General features: G+C 64.1%; 14 protein-coding genes. 9 read left to right on the forward strand and 5 right to left on the reverse strand.

Annotation, left to right across the window (positions count from 1 at the left end; translation table 11 throughout):
• The first annotated feature begins 20 nt into the window (after window positions 1-20).
• The 4 genes from gfa (at window position 21) to HYH08_RS33690 (ending at window position 4,254) form a co-directional block, all read left to right on the forward strand.
• Complete coding sequence (gfa, locus tag HYH08_RS33675) at window positions 21-584, forward strand: S-(hydroxymethyl)glutathione synthase (protein ID WP_220014118.1); 564 nt, start codon at window positions 21-23, stop codon at window positions 582-584.
• Window positions 585-1,171: 587 nt separating this feature from the next.
• Window positions 1,172-1,624: a (2Fe-2S)-binding protein gene (locus HYH08_RS33680; RefSeq protein WP_220014119.1), complete on the forward strand. Its 453-nt coding sequence runs from the start codon at window positions 1,172-1,174 to the stop codon at window positions 1,622-1,624.
• A 1-nt stretch (window position 1,625) separates the two neighbouring features.
• Window positions 1,626-3,938, forward strand: coding sequence for a xanthine dehydrogenase family protein molybdopterin-binding subunit (locus HYH08_RS33685; protein WP_220014120.1), 2,313 nt, complete (start codon window positions 1,626-1,628; stop codon window positions 3,936-3,938).
• Between the two features lie 55 nt (window positions 3,939-3,993).
• On the forward strand, window positions 3,994-4,254 hold the full coding sequence (locus HYH08_RS33690) for a hypothetical protein (protein WP_220014121.1): 261 nt from the start codon (window positions 3,994-3,996) through the stop codon (window positions 4,252-4,254).
• 248 nt (window positions 4,255-4,502) lie between these two features.
• On the opposite strand, the gene HYH08_RS33695 is transcribed toward HYH08_RS33690, so the two are convergent.
• Entirely contained in the window at window positions 4,503-6,251 is a 1,749-nt protein-coding gene (locus HYH08_RS33695; protein WP_220014122.1) for a methanol/ethanol family PQQ-dependent dehydrogenase, read from the reverse strand.
• A 119-nt stretch (window positions 6,252-6,370) separates the two neighbouring features.
• Complete coding sequence (locus HYH08_RS33700) at window positions 6,371-7,024, reverse strand: QcrA and Rieske domain-containing protein (RefSeq protein WP_220014123.1); 654 nt, start codon at window positions 7,022-7,024, stop codon at window positions 6,371-6,373.
• Between the two features lie 95 nt (window positions 7,025-7,119).
• Here HYH08_RS33700 and HYH08_RS33705 point away from each other — a divergent pair, with 95 nt between their 5' ends.
• The gene (locus HYH08_RS33705) at window positions 7,120-7,281 is read left to right on the forward strand and encodes a hypothetical protein (protein WP_220014124.1); all 162 of its coding nucleotides are present in this window, start codon (window positions 7,120-7,122) and stop codon (window positions 7,279-7,281) included.
• On the opposite strand, the gene HYH08_RS33710 is transcribed toward HYH08_RS33705, so the two are convergent.
• Entirely contained in the window at window positions 7,271-7,735 is a 465-nt protein-coding gene (locus HYH08_RS33710; protein WP_220014125.1) for a group III truncated hemoglobin, read from the reverse strand. The two genes, HYH08_RS33705 and HYH08_RS33710, sit on opposite strands and share 11 nt — an antisense overlap.
• Window positions 7,736-7,876: 141 nt before the next feature.
• A complete protein-coding gene (locus HYH08_RS33715; protein WP_220014126.1) occupies window positions 7,877-8,728 on the reverse strand; it encodes a 3-hydroxybutyryl-CoA dehydrogenase in 852 nt (283 codons plus the stop codon).
• A gap of 343 nt (window positions 8,729-9,071) precedes the next feature.
• On the opposite strand from HYH08_RS33715, the gene HYH08_RS33720 reads away from it, so the two are divergent.
• Window positions 9,072-9,770 carry an ABC transporter permease gene (locus HYH08_RS33720; protein WP_220014127.1) on the forward strand — a complete coding sequence of 233 codons (699 nt, stop codon included), beginning with the start codon at window positions 9,072-9,074 and terminating at the stop codon, window positions 9,768-9,770.
• Here the strand turns inward: HYH08_RS33720 and HYH08_RS33725 are convergent.
• Complete coding sequence (locus HYH08_RS33725; RefSeq protein WP_220014128.1) at window positions 9,744-10,553, reverse strand: ABC transporter substrate-binding protein; 810 nt, start codon at window positions 10,551-10,553, stop codon at window positions 9,744-9,746. The genes HYH08_RS33720 and HYH08_RS33725 overlap by 27 nt on opposite strands.
• A gap of 327 nt (window positions 10,554-10,880) precedes the next feature.
• Here HYH08_RS33725 and HYH08_RS33730 point away from each other — a divergent pair, with 327 nt between their 5' ends.
• From HYH08_RS33730 to HYH08_RS33740, 3 genes are all read left to right on the forward strand, one after another.
• Window positions 10,881-11,978: a hypothetical protein gene (locus HYH08_RS33730; protein ID WP_349631487.1), complete on the forward strand. Its 1,098-nt coding sequence runs from the start codon at window positions 10,881-10,883 to the stop codon at window positions 11,976-11,978.
• 61 nt (window positions 11,979-12,039) lie between these two features.
• On the forward strand, window positions 12,040-12,324 hold the full coding sequence (locus tag HYH08_RS33735) for a TonB-dependent receptor plug domain-containing protein (protein WP_220014130.1): 285 nt from the start codon (window positions 12,040-12,042) through the stop codon (window positions 12,322-12,324).
• 254 nt (window positions 12,325-12,578) lie between these two features.
• Complete coding sequence (locus HYH08_RS33740; protein WP_220014131.1) at window positions 12,579-14,585, forward strand: putative bifunctional diguanylate cyclase/phosphodiesterase; 2,007 nt, start codon at window positions 12,579-12,581, stop codon at window positions 14,583-14,585.
• Window positions 14,586-14,591: the final 6 nt, after the last annotated feature.

A 14,591-nucleotide genomic window follows, 5' to 3' on the forward strand; every position in this document is an offset into this window, starting at 1 on the left:
CCCCCAAGGAGGATCGACCCATGACTGTTGCACTCCATCCCTCGATCGACAACGGCCTCAAGCAAGGCACCGGCCATTTTGCCGGTGGCACGCTCGCCTGCAAATGCAAGGACCATCAGGTCAAGGTCGGCATCAAGGGCGACGTCGCCCACAACCACGCCTGCGGCTGCACCAAATGCTGGAAGCCGCAGGGTGCGATCTTCTCCGTCGTCGCCGTGGTGCCGCGCCAGAACGTCACCGTGCTCGAGAACGGCGACAAGCTTGAGATCGTCGACGCCTCCGCGGTGATCCAGCGCCACGCCTGCAAGGCCTGCGGCACCCACATGTACGGCCGCATCGAGAACAAGAACCATCCGTTCTACGGCCTCGATTTCATCCATCCCGAGTTGTTCCAGGAACAGGGCTCGCAGGCGCCGCAATTCGCCGCTTTCGTCTCCTCGGTGATCGAATCCGGCGTCAAGCCGGAGCAGATGGCCGGCATCCGTTCGCGGCTGAAGGAAATCGGGCTCGAGCCCTATGACTGCCTGTCGCCGGCGCTGATGGACGCGATCGCGACCCACGTGGCGAAGGCCAAAGCGGCCTGATCAAGGCAGCTGAGCACGAACCCTGCCCGTCCGCTCGCTGGTCCGACCAAAACCAGCGAAACGGATGGGCCCGACCCTGAAACGAATCGCCGCGATGCAGCCGCCTCTGTACGGCGCGTCGCGTGAGGGCCACCGGCTCCTCAGTCCTGGTCTCTGAATGACTGCGCAGTGCCGCTCACTTCCCGTTCGAAGTCCGCGTTTTCTGCGTTTCTCCCTCCCTCGACTGAGGCATCCTGCTTCGTCCGCGCAGTCATTCTGCCGGACGAAGCTTTTTTGGTTAGGCTCACTTCGCAGACGCGGCGTGATGCCGCGCCCTGCTTTTGACAAACCACCGATGCAATCTTTTCCCGGTGTGAACACTGGGCTGTGAACGCCGAACCGTTGCGATCTCTGCTACGGTCCCGGCGTCACGATGCCGAGCAAACAATCAAGAATAACGCGGGAGGTATCGAGCACATCCGGACATCACGATTCGCATTCCTGCTTCCTGCCGGGATCTGCCTGCGCGGGGATAACAGGTCGGGATGCGGCGACACGACTTTGGCAAATTTGACAATCTGCATGCTTATGAAGAGCGAGGGACGATCATGATCAAGGTGAAGATCAACGGCCAGGAACAGAGCTGGGACGGCGACCCGGATCTCCCGCTACTCTGGTTCCTGCGTGACGAGGCCGGGCTGACCGGTACCAAGTTCGGCTGCGGCCAGGCCCTGTGCGGCGCCTGCACCGTCATCGTCGACAAGGAAGCGGTCCGCTCCTGCATCACATCGGTCAACGACGTCGCCGGACGCGAGGTCACCACGATCGAGGGATTGCACCCGAACGGCGATCACCCGGTGCAGAAGGCCTGGCGCCAGGTCAACGTGCCCCAATGCGGCTTCTGCCAGGCCGGCCAGATCATGCAGGCCGCAGCGCTGCTGATGGACAACCCAAAACCCTCGCATGACCAGATCCGCGAGGCGATGTCCGGCAATATCTGCCGCTGCGGCTGCTATCAGCGCATCGAGAACGCGGTCCATCTCGCATCGACGGGAGTGTGACATGAATTTCATCGAGAATCCGACGAAGCTTCGTGGCTTCGAAAAGAACATCAAGGTCGAGAAGGTCTCGCGCCGCAGCATCCTGAAGGGCCTCGGCATCACCGGCGGTTTCGTGCTCGCCGCCCCCGTGATGTCGCGACAGGCGCTTGCCTACGAGACCGGCGCCGGCAAGATGCCGCATGGCGTCGTAATCGATCCGCGCGTGTTCGTCGCACTCGCACCCGACGGCACCGTCACCATTCTCGCCCATCGCTCCGAGATGGGTACCGGCGTGCGCACCAGCCTGCCGCTGATCGTCGCCGAGGAAATGGAGGCCGACTGGTCGAAGGTGAAAGTGCAGCAGGCCCATGGCGACGAGGTCAAGTTCGGCAACCAGGACACCGACGGCTCGCGCAGCACCCGGCACTATCTGATCCCGATGCGCCAGATCGGCGCCTCCGCCCGCACCATGCTGGAACAGGCCGCAGCCAAGCGCTGGGGCGTGCCGGCGACCGAGGTGAAGGCCGTCAATCACGAGGTCGTCCACAGCGCCAGCGGCCGCAAGCTCGGCTTCGGCGAGCTTGCGGAAGATGCCGCCAAGGAATCGGTGCCTGCCGTCGAAGGCCTCAAGCTGAAAGACCCCAAGGATTTCCGCTATCTCGGCAAGGGCCAGGTCGGCATCGTCGATCTCCACGACATCACGACCGGCAAGGCGCGCTATGGCGCCGATGTCCGATTGCCCGGCATGAAATACGCGGTGATCGCGCGTCCGCCGGTGACCGGCGGCAAGCTCACCTCGTTCGATCCGGACGCGGCGCTCAAGGTGCCGGGCGTCGAGAAGGTGATGAAGGTCCAGGGCTGGCCGTGGCCATCGAAATTCCAGCCGCTCGGCGGCGTCGCGGTGATCGCGCGCAACACCGGCGCCGCGATCAAGGGCCGCGACGCGCTGAAGCTCGTCTGGGACGATGGCCCCAACGGCAAATACGACTCGGTCGCCTATCGCAAGGAGCTCGAGGACGCCTCGCGTAAGCCGGGGCTCGTCGTACGTCAGGAGGGCGATGCGGATGCCGCGCTCAAGAGTGCCGACAAGGTCATCGTCGGCGAGTACTATCTGCCGCACCTCGCCCATGTCAGCATGGAGCCGCCGGTCGCGGTTGCCGATGTCAAGGGCGACAAGGCGGAAATCTGGGCTCCTGTGCAGAGCCCCGGCGGCACCCGCGAGGACGTCGCCAAGACGCTCGGCATTCCCGAGGACAACGTCACCGTCAACGTGACGCTGCTCGGCGGCGGTTTCGGCCGCAAGTCGAAATGCGATTTTGCGCTGGAAGCTGCGCTTCTCTCGAAGGAGCTCGGCGCGCCCGTGAAGGTGCAGTGGACGCGCGAGGACGACGTCCGCCACGACTTCCTGCACACCGTCTCGGTGGAACGGATCGAGGCGGGCCTCGACAAGAGCGGCAAGGTGATCGCCTGGCGCCACCGCAGCGTGGCGCCGACCATCGCCTCGACCTTCGCCGCCGGGGCCAATCACGCTGCGCCGTTCGAGCTCGGCATGGGCCTCGTCGACATGCCGTTCGAGATCGCCAATATCAGTTGCGAAAACCCGGAAGCTGCGGCGTTCACCCGCATCGGCTGGTTCCGTTCGGTCTCCAACATCCCGCGCGCCTTTGCGGTGCAGTCCATGGTCGGCGAGATCGCGGCTGCGACAGGTCGCGACCAGAAGGAGACGCTGCTTGCCTTGATCGGCAGCCCGCGCATCGTCAAGCCCGCCGTGAAGGACATGTGGAACTACGGCGAGCCCTATGACAGCTACCCGATCGACACTGCGCGCCTGCGCAAGGTGGTCGAGCTGGTCGCCGAGAAGGGCGAATGGGGCCGTCAGGTACCCAAGGGGCACGGCCTCGGCATCGCCGTGCACCGCAGCTTCGTCAGCTATATCGCGACCATCGTCGAGGTCGCCGTCGACGACAAGGGCAAGCTGACGGTACCGCGGGTCGACACCGCCATCGACTGCGGCACCTATGTCAACCCCGAGCGCATCGCCTCGCAGATTGAGGGCGCCGCGATCATGGGCCTGAGCCTCGCCAAGTACGGCGAGATCACCTTCAAGGACGGCAAGGTGGAGCAGAAGAACTTCGACGACTTCCAGGTCATCAGGATCGACGAGTCGCCCGCGGTCACCAACGTCTACATCGTGCCGCCGGCGCCCGGCACGCCGCCGAGCGGCGTCGGCGAGCCCGGCGTTCCCCCGTTCGCGCCGGCGCTGATGAACGCGATCTTTGCCGCGACCGGAAAGCGCATCCGCAGCCTGCCGCTCGGCAAGCAATTGGAGGCGTAAGGCAGGAACTGACGCGGCCTCGCGCCGTTTCCATCGATCTGACAGGAGCAGATCGATGACCAACATCTCAAAGGCGCTCGCAGTCTCGTTGCTGTCGGGCGCCTTTTCTTTGACCGCCGCAGGCACATTTGCCCAGAGCAGCACCACGCCGCCGACCACGGCGACCCGCCCCACCGCACCGGACCAGAGCTCGCTTCCTAACGCCAATGCGCCGCCGCCCTCGACCACCCAGACCACGGGACAACACAATCCGGATCCGAAGATCCGCGAGATGAACCAGAAGGAAAAGGACAAGGTCGAGCGCGAAGGGAAATAGCAGCTTGCGCTGCGCATTGATGTGCCCTCTCCCCCTGTGGGAGATGGCCGCGAAGGCGGCAGATACAAGCTCACTTGGGTGAGGGGTCTGTCGCCGCGGACAGAGACCCCTCATCCGTCGCGCGCGTTGCGCGCGCCGCCTTCTCCCACAAGGAGAGAAGGAAGAAGGCCCCACGCAAAATGCGGCGGACGTTGCCGTCCGCCGCATTTGCCCCCTGACGCTCCGCTACGTCGATCCGCCCGCGGAGCTTATTTCTTCAGCGCGAACACCCAGATCACGCCGCCCTGCGGCACGTTGGCCTCGATGCCGATATTGTTGGTGACGAGCGCATCCTGAATGCGTTGCGCATCGACGCCCCAGCCCGACTGGATCGCGATGTACTGGGTGCCATCGACCTCATAGGACACCGGCATGCCCATGATGCCGGAGTTGGTCTTCTGCTCCCACAACAGTTCGCCGGTCTTGGCGTGGAAGGCGCGGAAGTTGCGGTCGTTGGTGCCGCCGGCGAAAATAAGATCGCCAGCGGTGGCCGTCACCGAGCCGAACAGCTGCGATTTCGGGAAGTTGTGCTGCCACACCTTCTTGCCTGTCGCGGGGTCCCAGGCCTGGAGCTCGCCGAAATGATCGGCGCCAGGCTTGGTCTTCAGGCCGATGTCCTCCGGCTTGGTGCCCAGCCAGAGTTCGCCCGGCTTGAGCGGAACCTTCTCGCCGGTAAAGCCGCCGCAGAAATTCTCGTTGGCGGGCACGTAGACGAGACCTGTCTTCTGGCTGTAGGCCGCCGATGGCCAGTCCTTGCCGCCCCACAGCGACGGACAGAACTCGACGCGCTTGCCGACGACCGGCTTGTGATCGGGGTCGACGATCGGCTTGCCATTCTCATCGATTCCTTTCCAGACGTCGGTGGCAACGAACGGCCAGCCGGCGACGTAGTTGATCTTGGTCGGCGCGCGCTCGAGCACCCAGAAGATCGCATCGCGCCCGGGATGCACCAGGCTCTTGATGCTGCGGCCGTCGCGCTGCAGATCGATCAGCATCGGCGCCTCGACCTCGTCCCAGTCCCAGGAATCGTTCTGGTGGTACTGGTGATAGGTCTTGATCTTGCCGTTGGTCGGATCGAGCGCGAGCACCGAGGAGGTGTAGAGATTGTCGCCGGGATGCATTTCGCCGGGCCACGGCGCGGCGTTGCCGACGCCCCAATAGATCGTCTTCGTGTCCTTGTCGTAATTGCCGGTCATCCAGGCCGAACCGCCGCCGTTCTTCCAGTCGTCGCCCTGCCAGGTATCGTGACCGGGCTCGCCCTCGCCGGGAATGGTGAAGGTCCGCCACAGTTCCTTGCCGTCCTTGGCATCAAAGGCGGCGACATAGCCGCGCACGCCGAACTCGCCGCCGGAGCCGCCGACGATGACCTTGCCGTCGACGATCAGCGGCATCAGGGTCATGTATTGACCCTTCTTGTAATCCTGCACCTTGGTGTCCCACACCACCTTGCCGGTCTTGGCATCGAGCGCGACGACATGGTCGTCGGTGGTGGCGAGATAGAGCTTGTCCTCCCACAGGCCGACGCCGCGGCTGGTCGGGTGCAGCTGGAACAGGTCATCGGGAAGCTGCCGCTTGTAGCGCCAGTATTCGTCGCCGGTCTTCGCGTTGATTGCGATCACCTGCCCCATCGGGGTCGCCACGAACATCACGCCGTTGTTGACGATCGGCGGCGCCTCGTGGCCCTCGACGACGCCGGTGGCGAAGGTCCAGACCGGCGTGAGATTCTTGACATTGTCTGCGGTGATCTGGTCGAGCGGGCTATAGCCCTGCCCGTCATAGGTGCGCCGGTAAAGCATCCAGTTGCCGGGTTCCGGATTCTCCAGGCGCTGTTGGGTGACGGGCGCATAGTTCTCGATCGGGCCGGCGCTGGCGGCGGTCGCGGCAAGACAGGTGAAGGCGACGAAGCCGGACAGCAATAATTGCTTTCTGGTCCTGAACATTTCCTTGGAAGATTTCATGGACGTTCCCCTTTTCTTCATCCGTTTGAATTCTTGTTTTGAATTTTTGTTCGTCCCGTCGTCCGCCCCTCGGCGGATGCGGCCTCTCGTGAGGCGGGCACACCCCGCACCGTCCATCGTCATCCCGGCTGCGCGCCACCTACCTTTCCGATAAAGTTGCCGGCGACGCTGAGCGAGGTTTCGGCGAGCACGAGCGGCAGCGCGGCGAGCCGCCGCGGCGCCGGCCCGAACACGACTTGCGCGCCCGCGCGGGGGTCGTATTCGGAGTTGTGGCACATGCACTTGAACACGTCCTTGTCGCCGACATCGCTCTTGACCCAGGCGGTGACAGGACAGCCGGCATGCGAGCAGATCGCCGAATAAGCGAGGATGCCGTCGACGGCACGCTCGCGGGTTTTCTCGTCGAGCTCGGCGGGATCGAGGCGGATCAGCAGAATCTCGTTGAGGCGCGAGGCGCTGCGCACGACCGATGTCTTGGGATCCTTCGGCCACGCATGCACCGGCGGACCGCCGAGCGGCACGTCGGCCGACGTAATGAGCTTTCCTTCCTGCTCGCCTTCCGAGAAGACGAGCAGATCGCCCTTCTGCGGCCGTTCGTCGGAACCGGGCGGATCCTCGCCTGCGCGCGCCTGCACGGAACAACCGAGGCAAGCGGTGGTGGCGAGTGCGCCGAGTAGCAGCGTTCGGCGCGTCTGCTCCGTGCCCACGCCGGTTTCAGGTTCCGCGATGCTCTCGGACGATGAAGAAGTGCTGTTGATTGATGCGCGCGACATGCCCACTAGCAGGCGCTGGAACTCTGCCGAAAACAAGGCGGAGAATTGGCGCCGCAGTGCATCAATATGGCTTTGCTCGCGTTGATTGAACGCGAATGAACGCATTCAAGCGGCTTTTCGCAAATTCTACGTCGCGCTACGCGAACCGCATGATGATTTTGCAGATCAGACCGATGATGCTGGAATTGGTGCACCGCGCTATCGCACGCAGCGAATTGCGCATTTCTCAGGCAGGCATTTTGTATGTCACGACCTGAGTAAGTGACGCGGCGAAGCGATGCGGCCTGCGACGGTCGCAGACGCCATTTCAAAACTGTCGGCGATGCGACGCGCCTTATCGATGAAGAACGCCGCCGCCGGTGGCGGACAGACTTCGCGCGCGGTCTGCTCGAACAGATCGAGCCAACGGTCGAAATGATCGCCGACCAGACTCAGCGGCGCATGCGCTCGCATCGGCGAGCCATGATAGCGGCCGCTCATCAGCACGACCGACGACCAGAAATCCTTCAGCCTCGCGAGATGCTCGTCCCAATTTTGCACGATCGCGAACACTGGACCGAGTAGTGCATCTTCGCGCACGCGGCCATAGAAGCGGGTCACAAGTTCCCCGATCATCTCTTCCGTGATCCCGGTGCGCTCGATCGCATCCTGGGTCAGCAGGTTTCGTCGCGCAGCCGCCGCCTCGCGTTCGGCCTTCAGTCGATCCGACATGTCCGTCATTATCCGTTTTCGTTGTTCCCGCGGGCCGCCCGTTCGACATTGTCGGGCCAATTGCGCGCGGCGTCTTTGCCGCAGCGCAAATTGCGGGGGATCTGACAGCAGGGCTCAATCGCCCCGCTGCCTGCGCCAATCTCAGGCGCCGTAGCTGTAAAACCCCTGCCCGGTCTTGCGACCGAGATGGCCGGCATCGACCATTTCCTTGAGCAAGGGGGCCGGACGGTATTTGGGGTCGTTGAAGCCCTTGTAAAAGACCTCCATCACCGAGAGCATGGTGTCGAGGCCGACGAGATCCGCCAGCGCCAGCGGTCCGATCGGATGGTTGCAGCCGAGCTTCATGCCGGCATCGATCTCTTCCGCTGTGGCGATGCCCTCCTGGAGCGCGAAGATCGCCTCGTTGATCATCGGACAGAGGATGCGGTTGACGGCGAAGCCCGGGCTGTTCTTGGCGGTGATCGCCACCTTGCCGACGCGCTGGGCGAAATCGAGCGCCTTGGCGTGGGTGTCGTCCGAGGTCTGCAAGCCGCGGATCAGTTCCAGCAGCTGCATCACCGGCACCGGATTGAAGAAGTGCATGCCGATGAAACGATCGGGACGATCGGTTGCGGCCGCAAGCTTCGTGATCGAGATCGAGGAGGTGTTGGTGGCGAGCAGCGTGCGCGGCGACAGCGTGGCGCAGAGGTCCTTCAGGATCTTGACCTTGAGCTCCTCGTTCTCGGTCGCAGCCTCGATGACGAGGTCGCAATCGGCGAGCTTGGCGCGATCGGTCGTGCCGGTGATGCGCTTGAGCGTGGCGTCGCGATCGGCCGCCGACATCTTCTCCTTCTTGACCAGGCGCTCGAGGCTGCCGCCGACGGTCGAGATGCCGCGGCTCACCGCCGCATCGGAAATGTCGACCATCACGACCGAAAGCCCGGCGGCCGCACAGACCTGCGCGATGCCGTTTCCCATGGTCCCTGCCCCGATGATGCCAACGGTCTGGATCATTGCCTCTTATCCTTCATCCTTGCGGGCGTGCCGGTAGCGGCCCGGCCCCATTGTTCCTGCATCAGGTCTAGCACCGCCACCGGGCGGGTGCGACCTGATCCTGCCCCTTCCTTAAAGCATCCAAAGCGGGAATAAAGCCGCCATTCGGTCGCAAAACGGGCTGGCGCCAAAGTCCGGAACAGCCCGTCCACACCCTTTCCGGATGAATTGCGTTTCCAAATCGTCCCTGCCGGGTATTGTGCAACCGGACAATCTCCCCAAGGGACCAATCCGTGGACGGATTACGCGGCATCAACATCTTCCATCCTGAGGCGTTGTGCCCGGCGCCGGCCCCCTCGGCGGGATGAACGATTTCGCGCAATCCGTCCGCGCCGCCTTCACGCTGATCGGACAAGCCGACGCCGAACTGCTCGGCATCGTGGCCTTGTCGGTGCGCGTCAGCCTGACCGCCAGCCTCGTCGCGCTGCTGATCGGCGCCCCGATCGGGGCCCTGCTTGCGATCACCCATTTCCGGGGAAGGCAGGTCATCATCGTCCTGACCAATGCGCTGCTCGGCCTTCCGCCCGTCGTGGTCGGGCTTGCGCTCTATCTGCTGCTGTCGCGGTCCGGCCCGCTCGGGGCGGCTGGGCTGTTGTTCACGCCGACCGCCATGGTGATCGCGCAGACGCTGCTCGCGACACCGATCGTGGTGGCGCTGGTGCACCGGCCGGCAAGTCTGCTCTGGGCAGAGTATGGCGATCTCGCACGGATCGACGGCCTGTCGACCCTGCGCAGCATGGCACTTCTGCTCGCGCTGGGACGAACCTCGCTGCTCACGGCCTTTCTCGCGGCGTTCGGGCGCGCCATCGCCGAGGTCGGCGCCATCATCGTCGTCGGCGGCAACATCCGCGGCTTCACGCGCACCATGACGACCGCGATCGCGCTGGAGACCAGCAAGGGCGATCTGCCGCTGGCGCTGGGGCTCGGGCTGATCCTGCTCGCGCTCAGCGTCGCGGTATCGACCCTCGCTTTCCTGCTAGTGGGACGCGTTGGGGAAAAATAGCTGCTCGCCGCCGACCTTGTAGCCGGCGATCGCATCCTGTCCTTTCGGCGAGACCAGCCAGTCGATGAACGCCTGTCCGTCCTTCGCCTTGACGTTCGGATGCGTGGCCGGATTCACCAGCATGACGCCGTACTGGTTGAACAGCCGCTTGTCGCCCTCGGTCAGAATCGCAAGCTCGCCGCGGTTCTTGAACGACAGCCACGTGCCGCGGTCCGACAGAAGATAGGCATTCGACGACGAGGCCATATTCAGCGCCGGGCCCATGCCCTGGCCGATCTCGCGGTACCAGCTGTCCTTGCCGGCGGCGATATCGACGCCCGCCTCCCTCCACAATCGCAGCTCGGCCGCATGGGTGCCGGACTTGTCGCCGCGCGAAATGAACGGCGCCTTTGCGGCCGCGATCTTGCGCAGCGCATCCGTGACGTCCTTGCTGCCGGCGATTTTCGCGGGATCGCTCTTGGGACCAACGATGATGAAATCGTTGTACATGACGTCGAAGCGTTTCACGCCCTGTCCTTCGGACATGAACTTGTCCTCGGCCGGCCTGTCATGCACGAACACCACGTCGGCATCGCCGCGGCGTCCGATGTCGAGCGCCTGGCCGGTGCCGACGGCAACGACCTTCACCTCGACTCCCTCCGCCTTCGAGAACAATGGGAGCAAATAGCCGAACAGCCCCGATTGCTCCGTCGACGTCGTGGAAGCCACGGTGATGCTGCCGCCTTGCGCGGAGGCGCATGTGGACCAGAGCAGAATTGATGCAATGGCGGCGATCTTCTTCATGCGTCGTCCTCAGGTCCCGGATGCTTCAAACTAGCCCAGGGATGACGACGCTTGAAAGCCTGACGTTTGGCGCAGGATCAACGGCCGGGGCAATACCGCATGACGCGGAGCTCATCGCCATGAGCGGTCGGATTTGACATGAAAGTCGCTCGCGCACGATGGTGTGCAGATGTTCTGCAATTGGTCCCACCCAGATTGACATCGATGTGACGGCCGGGGCAGTTTTTCACATTGCTGGCGAATCAGCGATTGCCTACGGCCTGAGTACCTCTTGGACAACTCCCAGTGCTTTCGAGACTGATATCGTTGCTACGCCGCATACCCGCGGTGAAATGGGCGTTCACCCGGTTTCGGCCCTCGCCGCAGGGCGATCACGTCGACGTTGCGCCGATCGCCGCAAGCGAATCGCCCGTCATCGCTGCTGATACCGCGGACACCGCTACAGCTCCGGACAACATCAGCACTCAGGCGCTGTGCAGTGACGCCGAGATCGCTGTCGCGCCTCCGGCCGCCGAGACTGCCATCTCTGCCATCGCGGAGAGCCCTACCGCAGCACCGACCGCTGTCGACGCCAGCGACGTTTCACTTCAGGAGACCGCGGCAGAGGCCGCCCCTGTCGTCGTGGAAGACGTTGCGCTCGCCGCGGTTGAGGTCGAGAGCGAACCTCTTGAGGCTGGCGAGCCCGTCGTCTACGACAACCCGCCTACGGAACTCGCCGAGAACGTCGAGCCCGTCGCTTTGGATGAGCCATCGGTCTCGTCTGTCGAAATCGAGATTGTTGCGGATGAGGCCCCCGTTCTCACCGCCGATGACGATACGTCCTGCGACGTCCTCGCGGATGTTGAGCTGGAGGCACTGGAAGACCCGTGCGGCGCACCTGTCGACGGCGAAGTTCCGGATGTCTCTGAGGTCAGCATCTCGTCCGCTGCCGTCGCCGTCGAAATCGAGCCGGTCCCCGCCGATGATCCCGCCCCGGTCGCAGCAGTCGCGGCGGAGGCGTGTTCCGCCGAGACACAAGGTGTCGTCGCGGAGATCACGCCGGAGCCTGTCCTTCCGTCTCCCGCTCAGAAGATTGCCGCGAAGCCAAAGGCCCGCGCCAAGGTCGTGGAGCCCGCCGATCGCACTGCGCTGATCCGGCAGCGCTGGGCGGAAACTGGCATCAGAATGTGGAATCCACGGCTTCATGGCACTGGCGATGCCACGCTGAACATCCAGGGCCGCATCGGGCTGCTGCCGCCCGCACCCGGCGAAACGATGCCGCGCTACGACAAGCTCGAATTCACGATGCTGGGCGGGCAGATCGTCTGCGAAGGCGTCATCGTCGAGGCGCCCGCGCATGCGAGCCAGCGCAGCTTCACCCGCCTCGCCGATCCCGTGAAGTCCACCCGCGAGCCGGTGCGGGAACGGCAGGCCGTCCTCGCCTGATCCTTTTGCCTGCGGCAACGCTCCCCATATGCTAGGCTGATGTTTGGATGTGGGAGATCTCATGCCCGCACTATCATTGCGATTGATCGTGATCTTCGCCCTCTGCGTCCCGCAAGGCGTCTTTGCAGCGTCCACCAAGCGGCCGCAGCACGTGCCTGCAACGGCGCCCGCCATCGATCCTGCCGCGCCCTACAAGGCTGACCGGCTCTCTTCGTCGCGCGGCGAGACGATCCTCAACACGCCCGGCCAGACCACTGTCCTGACGCGGGAGGTCCTCGAGGACATGAACGCGACCAGCCTGCGAGATGCCATGCGCTCGACCGCCGGCGTGACGATCGGGCGCTAGGCCACCCATCAGCTGCTGCACCAACGCGTATAGCTAGCCATGCGTAGCTGCGGCGATGACGGGAATTCGTACCCGGATGCACGCCACTGCCGCCGGATATCCTTAACGGGATCTCACCAATGCACGCGGCCGGAAAATCCCCCGGTAGCGTGCAACCTGCGCTGGCCTTTCCGCAAGGAACCGGTCTAACGCGCCCTTTACCCCCGCCGTGCAAGATCGCTTCCGTTTTAAAGCGATCCGGGGCGCGTATTGCAATGCCTGTCGTCGATTTGAAGTCTCACTGTGCCGCCGCGATGCGGCTGTTCCGCGTGCCTGACGACCCGGACCTGACGCGCGCGCAGTTCGACGCCTTCTCCAAGCAGATCCCGCTGCTCTACTTCATCCTGATGAGCAACACGATCGCTGTTGCCTACACTTATGTGAACGTGGCGCCGGACTGGCTGACGATGATCGTGCCCTCCGTGCTGACGCTGCTCGCCGCGCTCCGCACCTTCTGGTGGCTGCGCCAGCGTCGTCTCGTGCGCAGCGACGCCGACATCCTGCGCAATCTGCGCGCCACCAATTGGATGACATTGCCGATCGGCGCCGGCTTCACCGCCTGGTCCTTCGCGCTCTACCCCTACGGGGACCCCTTCGCCAAGAGCCAGGTCGCTTTCTACATGGCCGTGACCGTGATCGGCTGCATCTTCTCGCTGATGCATCTGCGCTCGGCGGCGCTGATCGTGACACTGGTCGTCGACGTGCCCTATGTGCTGTTCTTCTGGGCCACCGGCGAGCCGACGCTAAAGGCGATGGCGGTCAACAATCTGCTGGTCTCCGGCGCGATGGTGACGGTGCTGTTCATCTACTATCGCGACTTCGCCGACCTCGTCTCCAGCCGCAAATCGCTGCTGGCGCAGCAGGCGGCGACCCAGGCACTCTCGGACGAGAACTTCCGCCTTGCCAATCTCGATTCCCTCACCGAGCTGCCGAACCGCCGCCGCTTCTTCGCCGAGCTGTCGAGCGCCTTCACCGACGCTGAGCGCAGGGGCGTTCGCGTCGCGGTCGGCATCATCGACCTCGACGGCTTCAAGCCGATCAACGACAATTACGGCCACTCGGTCGGCGACCGCGTCCTGATCGAGGCGGGCCGCCGCATTCGCGAGATCTGCGAGGGCTTTGGTCCGCAGCGCGTCGAGTTCGCCAGGCTCGGCGGCGACGAGTTCGGCCTCGTCGTCTGCGGCGATCCCGATGACGCCGACCTGCTGCGGCTTGGCGAGCGCATCAGCGACCAGGTCAAGCTTCCCTACCAGGTCGACACGGCCCACACCGGGCTCTCGTGCTCGATCGGCTTCGCACTATTTCCGCAATCGGCAACGACGGCGGAAGCGCTTTATGAATGCGCCGACTATTCGCTCTATCACGCCAAGCGCCATCTGCGCGGCCGTACCGTGATCTTCTCGACCGAGCTCGAGGCCGAGATCCGCAGCCGGGGCGTCATCGAGAACCTGCTGCGCACCGCCGATTTCAGCACCGAGATGGACCTGGTGTTCCAGCCGATCGTGGATGCCATGAGCGAGCACACCGCCGGCTTCGAGGTGCTGGCGCGCTGGCACAGTTCCCGCCTCGGCCTGGTGTCGCCGGCCGACTTCATCCCCGCCGCCGAGCGTATCGGCCTGATCCGGCCATTGACACAGGCGCTGCTGGTTCGCGCGCTGGCGGCGGCGAAGACCTGGCCGGACGACATCCGCCTGTCGTTCAACCTCTCCGCCCACGACGTCTGCTCGGCGGAGGGCATTCTGCCGCTGATCTCCATCGTCGAGAAGAGCGGCCTGCCGCCGCACCGGATCGATTTCGAGATCACCGAGACCGCCGTCACCTTCGACTTCGTGCGCGCCCAGCAGTCGATCGCGGCGTTGAAGGCGATGGGCTGCGGCATCTCGCTGGATGATTTCGGCACCGGCTATTCCTCGCTGAGCCATGTGCACCGGCTCCCCCTCGACAAGCTCAAGATCGACCGGAGTTTCGTCGCCGACATCAAGGACAATCCGGTCAGCCACAAGATCATCAAGTCGCTCACCGGCCTGTGCGACGACATGGAGATCGCCTGCGTCGTCGAAGGCGTCGAGACCCGCGCCCAGCTCGACAGCCTGCGCCGGCTCGGTTGCGACTACATCCAGGGCTACTATTTCGCAAAGCCGATGCCGGGCGATGCGATCGACGATTATCTCGCCAGGGAACGCCGGCGTCTCGACGCCACTGAAGCCAAGGTCGTGGCTTAAAGCAGC

Source organism: Bradyrhizobium sp. BR 10289 (assembly GCF_019455385.1).
Lineage (GTDB): Bacteria > Pseudomonadota > Alphaproteobacteria > Rhizobiales > Xanthobacteraceae > Bradyrhizobium.